The sequence below is a fragment of the Streptomyces sp. AK02-01A genome (assembly GCF_033795305.1).
GTDB lineage: Bacteria > Actinomycetota > Actinomycetes > Streptomycetales > Streptomycetaceae > Streptomyces.
On the sequence record NZ_JARBAE010000046.1, the window covers coordinates 22,039 to 39,867 of the forward strand.

Here is a 17,829-nt window from a genome sequence, read left to right on the forward strand (position 1 = left end):
AGTCTCCCACAACAAGGTGACGGTGAGGAGGTGGTGCCGATCGTGACGGTTCCGTCGAACACCTGCCGTCACGGCGCGTTCACGCCCTGCGAAGTCCCCGGTCCTCGACCGGCTCACCGGCCTCCGTCGGCGCCGGGTCCGCCGGGCGGCCGGCCGGCCAGTTCCCGGAAGAATCTCCGTACATCGGCGACCAGCAGATCCGGCTGCTCCATCGCGGCGAAATGCCCGCCACGGTCGTACTCGGTCCACTGCACCATGTTGTTCGTCCGCTCCGCGATGCGCCGTAGCGGTACGAAATTCTCGTGCGGGAAGTCGGCCAGTGCGGTCGGCGCGGCCGACGGCTCCGGCGGTGCGCCCCAGTAGTGGGCATGCGCTCGCTCGTAGTAGATCCGGGCGGACGAGCCGGCCGTGCCGGTGAGCCAGTACAGCATCACATTGGTGAGGAGCTGGTCGCGGTCGACCGCGTCCTCCGGGCGGTCCCGCGAATCCGTCCACTCCTTGAACTTCTCCGCGATCCAGGCCAATTGGCCGACCGGCGAGTCGGTCAGCCCGTATGCCAGTGTCTGCGGCCGGGTGGACTGGATGTCGGCGTAACCCTGGCGGTCGCGGTTCCACCGCCGGCCGCGCTCCCAGGAGGCGATCGTGCGCGCGCGTTCCGCCGGACTCAGTGTGCGGAGTTCCTCGGCGTCGGGCTCCTCGGTCGCGGCGGCACCCGGCAGCAGGTTCAGATGTACGCCGATGACCTCGTCGGTGTGCGTACGCCCGAGCTCCCGGGAGATGGCCGCGCCCCAGTCGCCGCCCTGAGCACCGTACGCGCGATAGCCGAGGCGGCTCATCAACTCGGCGAACGCGGCGGCGACTCGGCGGAATTCCCAGCCGGTCTCCCGCGTCGGCCCGGACAGCCCGAACCCGGGGATGCTCGGCAGCACCAGATGGAAGGCGTCGGACGGATCGCCGCCATGGGCCCGTGGATCGGTCAGCGGTCCGGCGACCTGCGCGAACTCGATGATGGAACCGGGCCAGCCGTGCGTCATGATCAACGGAGTCGCGTCCGGTTCCGGCGACCGGACATGAGCGAAATGAATGTTGGCCCCGTCGATCGTGGTGGTGAACTGCGGCCATTCGTTCAACTCGGCTTCCGCGGCCCGCCAGTCGTACTCGTGCCGCCAGTATCGCGCGAGTTCCTTCAGATAGCCGAGCGGGATGCCGTAGGCCCAGCCCACTCCGGGCAACTCGTCGGGCCAGCGGGTGCGATCGAGACGCTCGTGCAGATCGTCCAGGTCGTCCTGGGGAATGGCGACGCGGAAAGGGCGAAGGCTCTGGTCGGGGCTCGTCATACCCGCGGATGCTACGGGCTGTCCCGTAATCCCTGATGGATCAGCTCGCGGCGGCAGTCGCGGCGCATCACGACCGGCCGCATCGATATGCATCGATACAGCCTTGCGCACTGGATCGAAAAACGTCAACATAGAAGCATGTCGAAACAAGAGCTCCTGGTGCTCGGCCAGGACGACGCGGATGCCTGCTGCCCGGCGCTGCTGACCGCTCCGCTGGACGAGGACCAGGCGGCCGGACTGGCGAAGGTCTTCAAGGCCCTGGGTGATCCGGTGCGGCTGCGGCTGCTGTCGATGATCGCCTCCCGGGCCGGCGGAGAGGTCTGCGTCTGCGACCTCACTCCGGCCTTCGAGCTGTCCCAGCCGACCATCTCCCACCATCTCAAGCTTCTGCGGGAGGCCGGTCTGATCGACTCCGAGCGGCGCGGGACGTGGGTGTACTACCGGCTGCTGCCGGAGATGACCGACAAGCTCGCCGGTGTGCTCACCCGTCCCGCCGGTCCGCCGCCGACCGGGCCCGACGGGGCCGCGCTGTGAGTTCCGCGGCCACCGAGGCGAGGCCGGCCGCCGCCCGGCTGTCGTTCCTGGATCGCCTGCTGGCCGTCTGGATCCTGATCGCGATGGCCGTCGGCCTGGGCCTGGGACGGCTCGTGCCCGGCCTCGGGCACGCGCTGGCGAAGGTCACTGTCACCGGCGTCTCGCTGCCGATCGCGCTGGGCCTGCTGATGATGATGTATCCGGTGCTGGCCAAGGTCCGTTACGACCGTCTCGGCGCCGTCGCCCGCGATCGCCGCCTGCTCATTCCCTCCCTGCTGCTGAACTGGATCGTCGGCCCCGCGCTGATGTTCGCGCTGGCCTGGATCTTCCTCCCGGACCTGCCCGAGTACCGGACCGGCCTGATCATCGTCGGTCTCGCGCGGTGTATCGCGATGGTCATCATCTGGAACGATCTCGCCCGCGGCGACCGCGAAGCCGCAGCCGTCCTCGTCGCACTCAACTCCCTGTTCCAGGTGGTCGCGTTCAGCCTGCTCGGCTGGTTCTACCTCACGGTGCTGCCCGGTCTGCTCGGCCTGGACCGGACCGGACTGGACATCTCCGTCCTGGAGGTCGGGCGCTCCGTCCTGATCTTCCTCGGTATTCCGCTGCTGGCCGGATTCGCCACCCGGCGCCTCAGCGAGCGGGCCAGAGGCCGCGCCTGGTACGAATCCAGGCTGCTTCCGAGGATCGGGCCGTTCGCTCTCCACGGACTGCTGTTCACCATCGTCGTACTCTTCGCCCTCCAGGGCGACGCCATCACCTCGCGGCCCGTGGACGTCCTGCGGATCGCACTGCCACTGCTGGTGTACTTCGCCGTGATGTGGGCCGGATCCATGGCCCTGGGCAGGGCCGTGGGGCTGGATCATCCGCGCGCCACGACACTGGCGTTCACCGCCGCGGGCAACAACTTCGAACTCGCCATCGCCGTCGCCGTCGCGACCTTCGGCGCCGCCTCGGGGCAGGCCCTGGCCGGAGTCGTCGGCCCGCTGATCGAGGTGCCTGTCCTGGTCGGCCTGGTCCATGTCGCCCTGGCCGCCCGCCGCTTCTTTCCTCAACCGACCACCAGCGCCGCCGAGCCGGCCGCCGCCGAAGAAGGTTCCGTCCGTGTCTGATACCTCCAAGCCGTCCGTGCTGTTCGTGTGTGTGCACAACGCCGGCCGCTCCCAGATGGCCGCCGCCTTCCTCACCCGCCTCGCGGGCGACCGTGTCGTGGTCCGCTCGGCCGGCTCGGCACCGGCCGAGACGGTCAGTCCCGCCGTGGTGGAGGCGATGCGGGAGGCCGGTGTCGATCTGAGCGCCGAGACGCCGAAGGTCCTGACCACGGAGGCCGTGCGGGCGTCCGACGTGGTGATCACGATGGGCTGCGGAGACGCGTGTCCGGTCTTTCCCGGAAAGAAGTACCTCGACTGGAAACTGGACGATCCGGCCGGACAGGACCTGGACGCGGTCCGTCCGATCCGCGACGCGATCGAACAGCGCGTCCGCGGCCTGATCGCCGAGTTGGCACCGGCCGGCTGACCGACGGCGGCCCGCCACGGGCCGGCTTCCGCGGCTCCTGAAGGGGCCCGACTCGCGCCCGCCCAGCGCGTCCCGTACATCCGGTGACTCAACTCGCCTTTTGGCGTGCCCTTTGGCGCGGCACGGGCAACTCACGCAGCGGCCATACGGATGTCGGGTGCACGACAGCGGTTCGCCTCCGCGCCTGACTGCAATGCCTGTCACCACCGCAGTCAGGGAAGGGCATATGACTCCTGTACACCGCAACGCGCCGGGCACTCACTCCTCCGACCTCAGGGCCGCCGCGGCGGACTTCGGCCGCCGCCGGTTCCTCACCGGGACCGGGGCAGCCGTCGCGCTGGCCTTCGCCGTCAATCTGCCGGCCGCCGGCACCGCGAGCGCCGCCGAACTCGACGCCGCGAAGATCAAGAGCGACCCGTTCACCCTCGGCGTCGCCTCCGGCGAGCCGCGGCCGAACGGCGTGGTGCTCTGGACCCGCCTCGCGCCCAGCCCCTACGAGTCCGGCAGCGGCCTCCCGGCGAAAAGAGTCTCCGTTCGCTGGGAGGTCGCCAACGACTCCCGTTTCACGCGCGTCGTCAAGCACGGCACGGTCGACGCCCACCCCGAGTTCAACCACAGCGTGCACATCGACGTGTCCGGCCTGGACTCCGACCGGGTGTATTACTTCCGCTTCCGCACCGGTGCCTGGATCAGCCCGGTCGGCCGCACCCGCACCGCGCCCGCCCGCGGCGCCCGGATCACCGAGCTCAGGCTCGCCGCGGTCTCCTGCCAGGCGTACCACGACGGCTACTTCACCGCGTACAAGCACCTCGCCGAGGAAGACCTCGATGTCGTCTTCCACCTCGGCGACTACCTGTACGAGTACGCGGTGACCGCCGTCGGCGGTGCCAGGAACTACACCGACCGCCGGCTGCCCGCGCACTTCAACCGCGAGACGGTCACGCTGGAGGACTACCGGCTGCGCTACGCGCTCTACAAGTCGGACCCGGACCTGATGGCCGCACAGGCCGCGCATCCCTTTGTCGTCACCTGGGACGACCACGAGACCGAGAACAACTACGCCGACGAGACACCCGAGAACGATGTGCCGCCGGAGGAGTTCCTGCTCCGCCGGGCGTCGGCCTACCGCGCGTACTGGGAGAACCAGCCACTGCGCAAGCCGCAGCAGCCCGACGGGCCGGACATGCGGCTCTACCGCCGGCTGTATTTCGGCCGCCTCGCGCAGTTCGACATCCTGGACACCCGGCAGTACCGCTCCGACCAGGCATACGGCGACGGCTGGCAGACCCCGGGCCCCGAGTCCGAGGACCCGGCGCGCACCCTGACCGGCGGGACCCAGGAGCGGTGGCTGCTGGACGGCTGGAAGAACTCCCGGTCGACCTGGAACGTCATACCGCAGCAGGTGACATTCTCCCAGCGCCGCAGCCTGCCGACCGCCGACTTCAAGCTGTCGATGGACTCGTGGGACGGCTATCCGGCCTCACGCCAACGCCTCATGGACGGCGCCGAGGCGGCCGGACTGGACAACCTCATGGTGCTGACCGGAGACGTCCATGTCGCCAACGCCTACGACCTGAAGAAGGACTGGAACGACCCGGACTCCCGCACCGTCGGCACCGAAATCGTGGCGACCTCCATCAGCAGCGGCAAGGACGGCTCGGACAGGCCGTCCAACTACGACACCTATCTCCAGGCCAACCCGCACATGAAGTTCTACAACGGACGACGCGGCTATGTGACCGTCACCCTCGGCAACGACCGGGCCAGGGCCGACTTCAGAACGGTCTCCGCCGTGACGACGCCGAATGCCCCGGTCAGTACGGCCGGTTCATTTGTCACCGAGACCGGCGACCCGGGGCTGAAGCCGGTCTGACGCACCGTCGGCGAAAAGCGCCGAGAGACCGGGCCCGCGCGGCCGGACGGACTGAGCGGGCTCGACAAGCGATCCTCCCGAAAGTTCGCGAGAAGCGCGGGACGGTGCTTTGCGGCACCGTCCCGCGCTTCGGCTCTCGGGGCAACACCTCCCGGGACTCACTCTCCGGTCGCGCGGGCGCCGGAAAAACGGCGTGCTGTTTGCCGTTCGAGGTCCTTTCGTGTACCACGGAAAGTGCCGGTATTCGGTTGGGGGGCTCATTGTCGTCACTCTGAGAATGCAACTCGCAACCCGCAGGGAGTTCCCATGTCTCAGCGCTCGTCCACCGTGCTCGAACCGCAGACGTCCACCATGCTCGAACCCCACACCGCTCTCGGCCTGGAAACTCCGCCGCATGTCATTGTGCGCGGCGAAGGCATCACGGTGTGGGACAGCGAGGACAACGCCTATCTCGACGGCGTCTCCGGAATTCTCTGCACGAATCTCGGCTACGGCGAGCCCCGCCTCATCAAGGCGGCCGCGGACCAGATGGCCAAGCTGCCGTTCTATCCGTCCTTCGATCACCGCACGACCGACGTCTCGATGGCGCTGGCCGACGATCTCGCCGAGATCGCACCCATTACCATGGGGCGCACCTTCTTCGCGAACTCGGGATCCGAGGCGGATGACAGTGCTTTCAAATTCGCGTGGTATTACCACCGAAGCCTGGGGCGTTCTGGACGCACGAAGATCATCTCTCATCAAAAGGGCTATCACGGGACCACCGTGGCCACCGCCTCGGCCACCGGCATCGCTCAGATCCACGACGGATTCGGCATCCCGCTGCCCGGATTCCTGAAGGTGCCGTGCCCCGACCCGCTCGACGCTCGTGCGAACAACCTGACAGATGACCAGTTCGTCGACTGGCTCATCTCGCGGCTTGAGGATCTCATCGCCACCGAAGGCGCTGACACGATCGCCGCGTTCATCGGCGAACCAATTCTCGGCGCGGGCGGAATCATCATCCCTCCGACTGGTTATTACCGCCGGGTTCAGGAGGTTCTGGCGCGCCACGACATTCTTTTCATAGCCGATGAGGTGGTCACTGGATTCGGCCGCACCGGTTCTATGTTCGGGACCACAGAATTCAATCTCAGTCCGGACATGATCACCTTCGCCAAGGGGCTTTCCTCTTCGTACCTGCCGATCTCCGCGGTCATGGTGGGACAGCGGGTGTACGCCGCTCTCGCCCAGGGTTCCGCGAACTCCGGCTCGTTCGGCCATGGTTTCACCTATTCCGGGCATCCGGTGGCGGCGGCCGTGGCCCGTGAGAATCTCGCCATCCTCAAGGAACGCGACATCCCGGGCCATGTGCGCGCCGTCGCGCCGGTGCTGGCTGACGCCCTTGGCACGTTTCGTGACGCGGATCTGGTCCGCGATGTCCGCACCTATGGCTTCCTCGGTGCCGTCACGTTTGACGCGGCCGCCCATGGGCTGCCGGAAGGCCGCTTGGGCCCGCTCATGGCCGCGAAAGCGGTGGAACAGGGTCTGCTGCTGCGCGCGACGGGCGACACCGTGATCTTCGCGCCGCCGCTGGTCAGCTCCGACACCGAGATCAAGACGATGGCCGATCGCTTCGGCGACGCGTACCACGAGGAAGTCACCGCTCGCTCGTAACCGGATGTGTCTCGCTGAGAGAGCCCGGCCGGTGGATTCCCGGCCGCCGAAAGGCCGGAGCCGAGCAGAGCTGGTTTGCCGGAGCAGCAACAAGGTTCGCGACAATCGCGCCGTTCGTCGCATGCTCGTCGTCCGAGCCGTCGGGCGGCGGGCCGCGAGCGGCGCCGGTCCGCTCGTGCGTACGGCATGCCGCAGAACGAAAGAGCCGGAGAATCCATGCTTCAGCACAGCCGGGCCACGGAAGGCGTACACCGCCTGGTCTCCTCGCCGGCAGGCCGGACACACCTGGTGGAAGAGGGCAGCGGGCCACTGGTCCTGATGGTGCACGGGTTTCCCGAGTCCTGGTACTCCTGGCGCCACCAGTTGCCGGTACTGGCGGCAGCCGGGTACCGCGCGGTCGCCATCGACGTCCGCGGCTATGGGCGCTCCTCCAAACCCGACGGCGCGGCCGCGTACCGGATGCTTGACCTCGTCGAGGACAACGTCGCCGTAGTGCACGCCCTCGGCGAGGAGTCAGCGGTGATCGTCGGCCATGACTGGGGCTCGAACATCGCCGCCGGCTCCGCGCTGGCCAGACCGGACGTCTTCCGTGCGGTGGCTCTGCTGAGCGTGCCCTACACCCCGCGCGGCGGACCTCGGCCCAGCGAGGTCTTCGCGGAGATGGGCGGCGACGAGGAGTTCTACGTCTCCTACTTCCAGCGGCCCGGCCGGGCCGAAGCCGAGATCGAGCCCGATGTCCGCGGCTGGCTGGCCGGCTTCTACGCCGCCCTGTCCGCCGACACCATGCCCACTCCCGGCTCGCCGGACCCGCACTTCGTGAGCCGGGGAGGAAAGCTCCGTGACCGGTTCCCCGCCGGACGGCTGCCCGCCTGGCTCAGTCAGGACGATCTCGACGTCTACGCCGGGGAGTTCGAACGGAGCGGCATGAGCGGGGCGCTCAACCGCTACCGGAACATGGACCGGGACTGGCAGGACCTCGCCGGTTTCGACGGCGCACCCATCACCCAGCCGTCCCTGTTCCTCGGCGGAGCCCTGGACGCCTCCACCATCTGGCTGGCCGATGCGATCAAGGCGTATCCCACCACTCTGCCCGGCCTGCGTTCCGCACACATCCTCGACGGCTGCGGCCACTGGATCCAGCAGGAACGCCATGACGAGGTCAATCGGCTCCTGCTCGGCTGGCTCGCCTCGCTGCCCGCCTGATCTCGTGCGAGGTCAGACGGGACGTGTCAGTTTTGGTGTTGACGCCTACAGCGAGCCACACTCGGGTGTGGCGGTCTTTCATCCCAGGAACGCCGCGGTGGTCGCCACGAACCGATCGGCGTCGTCGAGCCACGGAAAGTGTCCGGCCGCGGGCTGAACGGCGAGCTCGGCGTTCGGAAACAGCCCGGTGAAGTCGGCCACGGTACGCGGAGGAGCCGCCAGGTCCACCTCTCCCGCGAGCAGCAGCACCGGCTGCTCGAACCGTGCGAGCGCGGCTCGGGTGGCGTCCGGGTCGAAGGCGCCATCGGCGCCGAAGACGGCCGCCGCCTCGCTGTTCGTCTGCTCGTCCCCGGCAGCCTGATGGCTCCGGGCCGCCTCGTCCCAACGGCCGTAGTAGAACGGCGCGATGGCCCGCCAGCTCTCCTCGGTGCCCTTTTCCTCGGTGATCGCCGTCAAAGCCGCGAACGCTGCCGGAAACCACGGTTCGTCCCGGCGGAGCCGCGCGGTCTCGCGCCGGACGTCTCCCGTGATCGTGATGCCGACGGCCCGGGTACTCGGCGTGATCAGCGCGAGCCGGCTGACACGTTCCGGATGGCGGCCCACGTACAGCGCCGCCAGATTCGCGCCGGCGGAGTGCGCGAGCAGGTCCATCCGGTCGAGGCCAAGGTGCTCGCGCAAGGCGTCCACGTCGTCGACGAGCCGGTCGCAGCGGTAGGAGGCAGCGCTCTCCGGTGTCGCGGACCGGCCGGTGCCCCGAAGATCCAGCATGATCAACTGCCGATGCGCGGAAAGACCGCCCAGATCGCCGAGGTACGCGGAGTCCTGCATCGGTCCTCCGGCCAGGCACACCACGGGAGCGCCGTCTCCCAGCCTCTGGTAGGCGAGCTTGGTTCCGTCCTGCGCGAAGAAGTCAGACATGGTCAGACCCTGTCACCGGCGTTCGGACGGAACAACCGGATCGCCGTTCAGAAGTACGGATCGCGACGGCGGGCGCCGCTCGGACAACCACGTCCGCACAGACGGTGACATACTGGTTACGGAGGGGTGGATTACTGCCGTGCCGTGGTCGCCGCACGTGGACGAGGGCCACGAGCCGGCGCTCAACGCACGGCGCGCGAACGGGAGTTCATGGTGCGGAAAGGTGGGGGGATGCGGCAGGCGGGGGTGCTCGATGTCGGCTGTCACAGCGCATTGCTCGCTGTGGCGCGACGGCGGAAGGGCGGAACGCTGGAGCCGGTGCTCACGCGCAAGGTCCGGCTGAGACTGCATATGTTCCTCGACGCGGACGGACGGCTGAGCGGGCCCGGAATCAAGAGCGTGCAGCGGGCGGTGGCCGAGGCCGTCGCGACGGACCCGAGGCTGCGCCTGCCCGAGGCATTCGCGTTCGCCACCTCCGTCATCCGGGACGCGCCCAACCGCGACGAGGTCATCGACCGGGTGGCCCGGGCCACCGGTGTCCGGCTGCAGGTGCTGCCGGGCGAGGAGGAGGCGCGGCTGGCCTATGTGGCGGCCCGGCACTGGGCGGGCACGGTGACCGGCCCGATGCTGGTCCTGGACATCGGCGGTGGAACCGTCGAGATCGCCTCCGGTACCGCGGATCAGCCCGGGGCCCTGTACTCGCTGCCGCTGGGCGCCCGCAGGATCACCCGCGACTGGCTGCCCGGCGGCACCGTTGGCTCCGAAAAGCGGCTGGCCGGCGTCCGACGGCATCTGCGCCGCTCGCTGAAGGCGCTGCCCGGTCTGCCACGCGCCGCTCCGGGCGGACACGTCCTGGCCTGTTCCAAGACGTTCGCCCAGCTTGCCCGGCTCGCCGGCGCCCGAAGCACACTCGTACGTACACCACGGCAGCTCACGCTGTCCGAACTGCGGGCGACGGTACCGCTGTTCATGGCGGCGGACCCGGCCCGCCTCGGGAAGCTGCCGGGCATCTCGCGGCACCGCGCCGAGCAGTCCCTGGCCGGCGCACTGGTCGCCGAGGCCCTCATGGAGAGCTGCCGGGCCGACAGCGTGACGATCTGCCACTGGTCCACCCGGGAAGGACTGCTGCTGGAGCGCCTCGGCGTGGCCGCCGGAGCGGCCCCGCGCCCGCGCCTCGCCGACTGACCTGGCCACGGACACACCGACCGGGCCGGACACATAGCGGCCCGGAGAGGCGAAGGGCCGCTCAGACACGGGCCGTTGTGGCCGGAGTCGGTGCCGGCCGAGCGCGCGGTGCGCAACCGGACCGGAGCTGTGGCCCTGCCGCGGCGGCACGGCGGCCCGTACGATGTCCCGGTGGTCAGCAGGCATCGATCAGCGCACGTGACGGCGGCCCCGAGCCCGGCGGCGACCGCTCGCGTCCGGCGGATGTCCCCACTTTCATGACCTCAGCCTCCGCACCGCCGGACTGGCCGCACTGTGGCGACGGAGCCGACCCGGCAGGCGATCGGGCCGGCTGCCACGGCCGCCGCGTGGCCCCGTACCCCGCGTGTCTGGCCCATCTCGCTCCGGACCAGCGCGACTCCTACCTCGCCGCCCTCACGCCGGGCAGCGGTCTCGACCACCGCGGCACCGAACTCGACGGGGCCCTTCTGCACCGGCTTCTCGACGCGTTACGGATATCTGACACCGGTCTCAGCGAGATCGGGACTGCCCAGTTCGACCACGCCGTCTTCACCGGTGACGCCCGGTTCGACTCCGTCGCTTTCAGCGGTGAAGTGCGCTTCGACTACGCCGCCTTCACCGGTGACGCCTGGTTCGACTCCGCCACCTTCGCCGGAGAGGTCCGGTTCCTCTCCGCCGTCTTCCATGGCGCCGCACGGTTCCACTCCGTCGCTTTCACCGGTGTCGCCTGGTTCAATGTCGTCTCTTTCGGCCGTGACGCCTGGTTCGACTCCGCCACCTTCACCGCTGACGCCTGGTTCGACTCGGCCACCTTCGCCCGTGACGCCTGGTTCGACTCCGCCGCCTTCGCCCGTGACGCTCGCTTTCCCTCCGCCGTGTTCGACCGGACGGCGCAGTTGGGCCCGCTGGTGTGCGCGGGCGTGTTCGATCTGACGTCCGCGTTGTTCGGCAGCCCGGTGACCATCGAGGCAGCCGCGCGCCTCCTGGTGTGCCGCCGTACGAGATGGTCGTCGACGGCCGGCCTGCGGCTGCGGTACGCCGCGGTCGATTTCACCGAAGCGGTCTTCGAGTATCCGCTCAGCATCGCCGCCCGGACCCGGCCTTTCGCCCTGCCTCTGGGCGGAGCGATGGAGGAGGGCGTCCTGACCGCGCTGCCCGCGAGAGTACGCGTCCTGTCCCTGCGCGGCGTGGACGCGGGTCACCTGGTCCTGACCGGCCTCGACCTGTCCGTATGCCGGTTCGCCGGGACCGTGCACCTGGACCAACTGCGGCTGGAGGGACGCACGGTGTTCGCACGGACACCCGGTGGAGTCCACCGGCACGGCCCGCGCCTGGTCCGGTTCACCAGGCGGCGCACCATCGCCGAGGAACAGCACTGGCAGGCGGCGCGTCGCGCGGCCGCTCCCGGCTGGACAGCGGCACCGGACGGAGACGAGGTGGAGGGTCCCGCGGTGCTGGCGCCGGTGTACCGGTCGCTGCGCAAGGCGTTCGAGGACGGGAAGAACGAACCGGGCGCGGCGGACTTCTACTACGGCGAGATGGTGATGCGCCGCGCGGACGAGGACACTCCGCCGGCCGAACGATGGCTGCTCACCGTGTACTGGGCCCTGTCCGGATACGGTCTGCGCGCCACCCGGGCGCTGCTCTGGCTGCTGGTCTCGATCGCCACGACCCTGCTGGTGATGATGGTGTGGGGCCTGCCCGGCGACGATCCCCGTCCGGTCTCCACGGGGACGGTGACCGGACGGCGGGTGGAGCTGACCACCGACACGCCCGACCCCGCCAACCCCACCGGCTCTCTCCGCGCACGCCTCAGCACCGAACGGTTCGAGAAAAGCCTGCGCGTGGTCGTCAACTCGGTCATCTTCCGCTCCTCCGGCCAGGACCTCACCACCACCGGCACCTATGCCGAGATGACCTCCCGCCTCGCCGAACCCGCCCTGCTCGGCCTCGCCGTCCTCACCGTCCGAGGACGTGTCAAACGCTGACACCGGGCGCCTTCGGCGGCGTCTCGGTCCGCCGTTCTCGTCGCACACGGCGCGCCGCCATGGGAACCAGCACCGCGACAGCGGTGGGAATCAACAGATCGACAGCCAGGATCGGTATCTCCTCCGCGAGGGTGTAACCGGCGGCGAGCACACCGAGCAGCAGGTTCGCGACGGACACCATCAGCCACAGCGGCAGGAAGACGGACACCGAGGTGCCGCGCTTCGCCGTGCGGCGGGCGGGGGGCACGAGCAGCGCGACAAGCAGTTCGACAGCGGCCCACAACGCGACACCCGCCGCGAGCATCACCGGAGTCCGGCCGGTCGTGACCAGCGGGCCGCCGTCCCACTCGGTGTGACTGATCCACCAGGTGACCAGCGCGACCGCGGCCGGCGCTCCGAACACGGCGAGGAAGACCGCGGCCTCTTCGACGCGCCGGTATCCGGCCGCCACACCGAGCGCGGCGTTGACGGCCATGAGGCAGTACCACAGCGGTACGAAGACGGCGGTGGCGGTCGCGCCGACCGAGCCGTAAGGCGGTTGCGCGAGCAGGCCGGTCAACAGGAACACGGCGGCGAACAGCAGGATTCCGGCGAGCAGAAGGCGCGGCAGGCGCATGGCTGGGTTCTTCCCGGTGAGGCGATGGGCGGCAGCCCCGAAAGGAGGTTTCCCTCGGGCCGGCCCGTGGTGGCCGTGTGAAGACGAGGGAAGTGCCGGTGTTCTCGGGTCAGAAGAACAGTGTCATCGCAGCGGTCGGCGGAGAAGAGTGCTCCGGGCCCTGGGGTCGGCGACCCCAGGGCCCGGAGCCGCGGAGGCCGGGCCGGCGGACATGCCCGGGGCGCCGGAGTCCTGAGAGGTCTCCGGCGCCTCGGGCGTTCGTGTGGGACGCGTTCCGCCTCGTTATCGGCGCACGGTGAACTGGCCGGTCAGAGGACCGACCGTCACGGTGTACGTGCCCGCCTCCTTGCGGCGCACATCGAAGGTGAGCCGTACGCTCCGGCCTTGCCGGACCTCGACGGTGCGGCGCTGCTCCACCTCGTCTCCGACCAGGAGGACCGCCTGGTACGAGCCCGCCTTCTCACCGACGTTCTTCACCTCCGCCGTGACGCGTACGCGTGCACCCGCGCGAGCGGTGTCCGGTGTGATGGACAGTCCGCTCCAGGCGAAGCGGGCCTCCGGCCCGGCGACTCGGTCGTGGACGAAGATGTCGGACCGGCGGTTGGTGTCGTCGGCCACGAGGTTGGCAGAGGTGCTCTCAAAGGCGACATAGCGCCCGTCGCCGCTGATCGACGGCAGGTCGGACGTGCCATCGCCCCCGGCACCTTCCAGACCGTCGGAGATCCTCTGAACGGTGCCCGCCGTGCGGTCGCGTACGAAGATGTCCGCCATCCCGTTGGTGTCTCCCGGGACCAGGTTGGTCGCGCTGCTGTAGAAGGCGACCAGATGTCCGTCGGTGCTGAGAGAGGGAGCGAAGGACCAGTCGTCGCCCTCAGTGCCGTCGGAGGCGACCGCGACCTGCTCGGTGGCGCCGGTCCTCCGGTCGTACACGTAGATCTTTCCGTTGTCGGTGCCGAAGGAGACCACCTGGCCGTCCGCGCTGATCGTCGGTCCGGTGTTGTTGGCGTCCGGAACAGGACCGGGAATCAGCGTGGTCGTGCCGGTCTGCCGGTCGTGGACGAAGACATCGGTGGCACCGTCGGTGTCACCGGCCACCAGGTTCGTCGCGTTGCTCTGGAAGGCGACATAGCGGCCGTCCGCGCTGATCGACTGCTCCCGGGAGCCGCCGTCGCCACCGGCACCGCCCGGCGTCTGCGAGATACGGTCGGTCCGGCCGGTCTGCCGGTCGTGCACGAAGACGTCGGTGGTGTCGTTGGTGTCACCGGGCACGAGGTTGGCGGCGTCGCTGTTGAAGACGGCGAATCTGCCGTCGGCGCTGAACGAGGGAGCCGATGACAGGCCGTCGGCCTCCTTGCCGTCGGAGGTGACCGACACCCGCTCGGTGACACCGGTCCGCCGGTCGTGCACGAAACTGTCGGTCTGCTCGTTGGTGTCGCCCGTGACCAGGTTTGTCGCACCGCTGCTGAAGCCGATGTACCGGCCGTCCTGGCCGAGGGTCGGAGTCAGCGAGAAGCCGTTGCCCTCGGCGCCGTCAGAGGCCACCGACACCCGCTCGGTGGATCGCGTGCCGAGGTCGGTGACGAAGATGTCGAGATCGCCGTTGGTGTCGCCGTCGACCAGGTTGGACGCGAAGCTCGCGAACACAACGGTGCTTCCGTCGGCGCTTACCTTGGGCCACCAGGCATCTTGGTTGACCTGCTTGCCCTCGGGCGTCAGCGAGACCCGCTCAGTGGCGGAGGGACGAGGCAGTCGCGGGTCGGCGTGACCGGTGAGGCGACGCTTCTTCACCTCCACCGGCACGGGCTGGGAACGCGAGATCCCCGCGGCCGAGGCCGACACCTGGTAGCTGCCCTCGGGCACATCGCGGATGGTGTAGCGGCCGTCGCGGTCCGTCGTCGCCACCAGTGTGTCCGGCACGTCGAGAACGCTGACGGTGGCTCCAGGCACCGTGGTCCCCGTCGGTCCGTAGGTGACCCGACCGGTGATCTTCCCTCGCGGAGTCGGCGTCAGGCGCGGCCGGACGTCGGTGTACCGGTCGGTGATCACTCGCGTCCTGACCGTCCCCGGCTGGTAGCCGAACCGTGAGAACCGCAGTTCCTGGTTGCCGGCGGCGAGCCGGATCTCGAAGCGCCCGTCCTTGTCCGTCTCGACCTCGCGGCCGGTGTCCGCGCGGGCCACGGTCACACCTGCCAGCGGCTTACCGGTCCGGGCGTCGGCGACCGTGCCGCGCACGCCGCTCTTGAGACCCGCTTCCGTGACAGCGGCGTAGGCGTCGATCCTGCCCCAGCCGAACCGCGGGTTGGGACGGGCGCCGTACCGCTCGTCGAAGAACGACGTGCCGGCGAGGATGTCCAGGGTGTCGTCGACGGTCAGTTCAGGATTGGCCTGGAGCATGAGGGCGACCGTGCCGGAGACATGAGGCGTGGCCATCGAGGTCCCGCTCAGCATTCCGTACTCGCCGCCGGGCAGGGTGGAGAGTACGTCGACTCCCGGGGCGGAGATGTCGGGCACGACATAGGACTCCGGCCATTCGGCCGGTGCGTCGATCCAGTCGCTTCTGTCGACCACTTCGCCGCACGAGAAGTCGGCCACGTCGTCGCCGCCGTCGGTGGCTCCGACCGACACGGCCTCGTACACGTTACCGGGGCTGGCCGAGCCGTTCACGCACTCGTTGCCGATGGCGAAGGACGGGAACACACCGGCCCGGTAGATGTTGCGGGTGGGCTCGACGAGTTCGTCGGAGTAGCCCTCCGCTCCCAGCGACATGCTGATGACATCGGCCGGCTCACCGGCCGGCGTGCCGTCGGCGGCGTACGGCGCTATCGCCCACTGCATGCCGGCGATCACCTGGGCGAGCGTTCCCGATCCGCCCGGAATGATCAGTCCCGCCATCAGGTCGACGCCGGGCGCGACTCCGACCTGAGTCCCGGAGGCGTTGCCGCCGGCGACGGTGCCCGCCACATGGGTGCCGTGGTAGCTGCTGTCGTGCGGCTCGGACGGCACCGGCTCGCCCGTACCGGAGAACTCGATCCATCCACCCGGATACGACGGATCCGAGGCCTTGTCGGTCGCGAGCTTCCCCGCCAGATCGGGATGGGCGATGTCGACGCCGGTGTCCAGCACCGCCACCCGTACGCCCTCGCCGGTCACCTTCCGCTCGCTCTGCACCCGGTCGGCGCCGATCTTCGCCAGGCCCCAGGTGGTCGGCTCGGCGACCGCGGCCCGACTCGTCTCGGCCCGGGTGGCCGGCGGCACCTTCAGCGTGAAGTTCGGGATGATGTGGTCGACCGGTGCGAGCTCGGCGAGTTCGTTCAGCGTCTCCGGCGTGGCCTTCACCAGAACCATGTTCTTCAGCCAGAAGGTGTTCAGCACTTCGTCGCCACGGGCTTCCACCATGTCCACGACGGGCGACTGCACCGACTGCGCGGTCCGGCTCAGTTCACCGCGTACCTGTCTCGCCTCGGTCCCCCGGTCCGGGAGTCCTGGCCGGTCGCGCAGTACGACGGCCGCTTCGACGCGGCCGCTGCCGCGCGCGCCGGCGGACTCCATCCGCTGAAGCAGTTTCGGGTCGATCTTCGCTCGTCCGGCCGAAGCCGGTGGCGCCGCCGGGCCGGTGTCCCGCGCCACCGCCGAACCACCGCCCAACGTCGCCGCGGATATTCCGAACGCCAACAACAGCGCGGGCAGGCGTAGCCCGCGGGACCGGAAGGCTGACGACAACCTGGACTCTCCTTCTCGACGTGGTCCGACCGGTCACCGGCTGGTGATCGATGTGAGCCACGCCGCGTATCGAACTGACGGGGTAAATGCTGGAACGCTGACATCCGCTTCGGCGTCCTGACAAGCTCCACCGGCGGCGACTTCCCGTCAGGTGTCGTATGTGCGACAAGGATTGAGACAGGATGAGAGGCGACGACCGGGATCGGGACGGCGACGGCGACCGGCACCGCGACCGGCACCGGGACGTGAAGGAGGCCGGCGATGTTGGAATCCATCGGTTTGAGCAAGCGCGACGAGGCGGTGTACGACGCCTTGGTCCGCAGCACACAGGCGTCGGTGTCCGACCTGGTGCGCACCTGCCATCTGCCCGCGCCGACCGTCCGCCGGAGCCTTCAGTCGCTCATCCGGCTCGGTCTGGCCACCCGCTCGGGAGGCCGTCCGGTCACCTATGTGGTGGTCTCGCCCGACAGCGGACTCGAAACGGTACTGCGTGAGCGCGAGCGCGCACTGAACGACGTGCGGCCCCACATCAAGACGCTCATGGACCTGTACCGTGCGGGCACCCGCTTCGCCTATCCCGGCGAGCTCGTGGAAGTCGTCTCGGGCCGTGACGATGTCAACCACCGCTGGGCCCAGATGCAGCGGGACACACGCACGCAAATACGGGGCTTCGACCGCCCGCCGTATGCCGCGCCCGAGGAACACACCGAGCCGAACCACATCGAACTCGACCTGCTGAGAAGAGGCCTGCGCTATCGCGTCATCTATGACAACACCGTCCTGGCGCTGCCCGGCTGGCTGGAGGACGTCACGGCGGGAGTGCGCCAGGGAGAGCAGGCGCGCATCGCTCCGGACCTGCCGATGAAGCTGGCCATCTCCGACGACCGGCTGGCCATCATTCCTCTGCTGCGCCCCGACGACAGCGCGGTGACGGCGTCCTATCTGATCCATCCGTCGCCGCTGCTGGACGCGCTGATCGCGCTGTTCGAAGCCTTCTGGGAGCGCAGTGTCCCGGTCCGTCTGCCGATGCCCAGAGCGACGGGCGACACGGCGGACGAATTGCCGGACGAGGAGGCAAAACTGTTGAGCCTGCTGGCCGCCGGCGCGACGGACAAAACGGCCGGCCGGGCACTGGGCTGGAGCGAGCGCACCGTACAGCGGCATGTCACCAGGCTGATGCAGCGCTTCGGCGCGCAGACCCGATTCCAGATCGCCATGGAGGCGACCCGCCGCGGCTGGATATGAACCGGGTCAGCGGTGAGTACGGCCCGCGTCACGAGG

General features: G+C 69.3%; 13 protein-coding genes. 9 read left to right on the forward strand and 4 right to left on the reverse strand.

The window, feature by feature from the left end; translation table 11 throughout:
- Positions 1-113 precede the first annotated feature (113 nt).
- A complete protein-coding gene (locus PV679_RS30110) occupies positions 114-1,337 on the reverse strand; it encodes an epoxide hydrolase (protein WP_319683752.1) in 1,224 nt (407 codons plus the stop codon).
- 138 nt (positions 1,338-1,475) lie between these two features.
- On the opposite strand from PV679_RS30110, the gene PV679_RS30115 reads away from it, so the two are divergent.
- The 6 genes from PV679_RS30115 to PV679_RS30140 all read left to right on the forward strand — a co-directional run bounded on the left by PV679_RS30115 (position 1,476) and on the right by PV679_RS30140 (position 8,121).
- Positions 1,476-1,871, forward strand: a complete 396-nt coding sequence (locus PV679_RS30115; protein WP_319683753.1) for a metalloregulator ArsR/SmtB family transcription factor — start codon at positions 1,476-1,478, stop codon at positions 1,869-1,871.
- Positions 1,868-2,983, forward strand: a complete 1,116-nt coding sequence (gene arsB, locus PV679_RS30120) for an ACR3 family arsenite efflux transporter (RefSeq protein WP_319683755.1) — start codon at positions 1,868-1,870, stop codon at positions 2,981-2,983. The genes PV679_RS30115 and arsB overlap by 4 nt, the downstream gene beginning before the upstream one ends.
- Positions 2,976-3,389, forward strand: coding sequence for an arsenate reductase ArsC (locus PV679_RS30125; protein WP_319683756.1), 414 nt, complete (start codon positions 2,976-2,978; stop codon positions 3,387-3,389). The genes arsB and PV679_RS30125 overlap by 8 nt, the downstream gene beginning before the upstream one ends.
- Before the next feature lie 226 nt (positions 3,390-3,615).
- Positions 3,616-5,262, forward strand: a complete 1,647-nt coding sequence (locus tag PV679_RS30130) for an alkaline phosphatase D family protein (RefSeq protein ID WP_319683757.1) — start codon at positions 3,616-3,618, stop codon at positions 5,260-5,262.
- 306 nt (positions 5,263-5,568) lie between these two features.
- Positions 5,569-6,918, forward strand: a complete 1,350-nt coding sequence (locus PV679_RS30135; RefSeq protein WP_319683758.1) for an aspartate aminotransferase family protein — start codon at positions 5,569-5,571, stop codon at positions 6,916-6,918.
- A 216-nt stretch (positions 6,919-7,134) separates the two neighbouring features.
- On the forward strand, positions 7,135-8,121 hold the full coding sequence (locus tag PV679_RS30140; protein WP_319683760.1) for an alpha/beta hydrolase: 987 nt from the start codon (positions 7,135-7,137) through the stop codon (positions 8,119-8,121).
- A gap of 78 nt (positions 8,122-8,199) precedes the next feature.
- Here PV679_RS30140 and PV679_RS30145 read toward each other — a convergent pair whose 3' ends face one another.
- The gene (locus PV679_RS30145; RefSeq protein ID WP_319683761.1) at positions 8,200-9,039 is read right to left on the reverse strand and encodes an alpha/beta hydrolase; all 840 of its coding nucleotides are present in this window, start codon (positions 9,037-9,039) and stop codon (positions 8,200-8,202) included.
- 231 nt (positions 9,040-9,270) lie between these two features.
- On the opposite strand from PV679_RS30145, the gene PV679_RS30150 reads away from it, so the two are divergent.
- Together PV679_RS30150 and PV679_RS30155 are read left to right on the forward strand one after the other, a co-directional pair.
- Positions 9,271-10,224: a hypothetical protein gene (locus PV679_RS30150; protein ID WP_319683762.1), complete on the forward strand. Its 954-nt coding sequence runs from the start codon at positions 9,271-9,273 to the stop codon at positions 10,222-10,224.
- A 347-nt stretch (positions 10,225-10,571) separates the two neighbouring features.
- Entirely contained in the window at positions 10,572-12,212 is a 1,641-nt protein-coding gene (locus PV679_RS30155) for a pentapeptide repeat-containing protein (RefSeq protein ID WP_319683763.1), read from the forward strand.
- Here the strand turns inward: PV679_RS30155 and PV679_RS30160 are convergent.
- On the reverse strand, positions 12,202-12,828 hold the full coding sequence (locus tag PV679_RS30160) for a hypothetical protein (protein WP_319683764.1): 627 nt from the start codon (positions 12,826-12,828) through the stop codon (positions 12,202-12,204). The two genes, PV679_RS30155 and PV679_RS30160, sit on opposite strands and share 11 nt — an antisense overlap.
- A gap of 282 nt (positions 12,829-13,110) precedes the next feature.
- A complete protein-coding gene (locus PV679_RS30165; RefSeq protein ID WP_319683765.1) occupies positions 13,111-16,548 on the reverse strand; it encodes a S8 family serine peptidase in 3,438 nt (1,145 codons plus the stop codon).
- A gap of 261 nt (positions 16,549-16,809) precedes the next feature.
- Here PV679_RS30165 and PV679_RS30170 point away from each other — a divergent pair, with 261 nt between their 5' ends.
- Positions 16,810-17,793 (forward strand): helix-turn-helix transcriptional regulator, encoded by a 984-nt coding sequence (locus PV679_RS30170; protein WP_319683766.1) that lies wholly within the window; start codon positions 16,810-16,812, stop codon positions 17,791-17,793.
- The last annotated feature ends 36 nt before the right edge of the window (positions 17,794-17,829 follow it).

What these genes read in the sequence shown, in the direction of transcription:
- PV679_RS30160 (WP_319683764.1), bottom strand. Translation starts at nt 12,828, where the DNA reads ATGCGCCTGCCGCGCCTTCTGCTCGCCGGAATCCTGCTGTTCGCCGCC.
- PV679_RS30110 (WP_319683752.1), bottom strand. Translation starts at nt 1,337, where the DNA reads ATGACGAGCCCCGACCAGAGCCTTCGCCCTTTCCGCGTCGCCATTCCC.
- PV679_RS30150 (WP_319683762.1), top strand. Translation starts at nt 9,271, where the DNA reads ATGCGGCAGGCGGGGGTGCTCGATGTCGGCTGTCACAGCGCATTGCTC.
- PV679_RS30135 (WP_319683758.1), top strand. Translation starts at nt 5,569, where the DNA reads ATGTCTCAGCGCTCGTCCACCGTGCTCGAACCGCAGACGTCCACCATG.
- PV679_RS30145 (WP_319683761.1), bottom strand. Translation starts at nt 9,039, where the DNA reads ATGTCTGACTTCTTCGCGCAGGACGGAACCAAGCTCGCCTACCAGAGG.
- PV679_RS30170 (WP_319683766.1), top strand. Translation starts at nt 16,810, where the DNA reads ATGTTGGAATCCATCGGTTTGAGCAAGCGCGACGAGGCGGTGTACGAC.
- PV679_RS30140 (WP_319683760.1), top strand. Translation starts at nt 7,135, where the DNA reads ATGCTTCAGCACAGCCGGGCCACGGAAGGCGTACACCGCCTGGTCTCC.
- PV679_RS30115 (WP_319683753.1), top strand. Translation starts at nt 1,476, where the DNA reads ATGTCGAAACAAGAGCTCCTGGTGCTCGGCCAGGACGACGCGGATGCC.
- PV679_RS30130 (WP_319683757.1), top strand. Translation starts at nt 3,616, where the DNA reads ATGACTCCTGTACACCGCAACGCGCCGGGCACTCACTCCTCCGACCTC.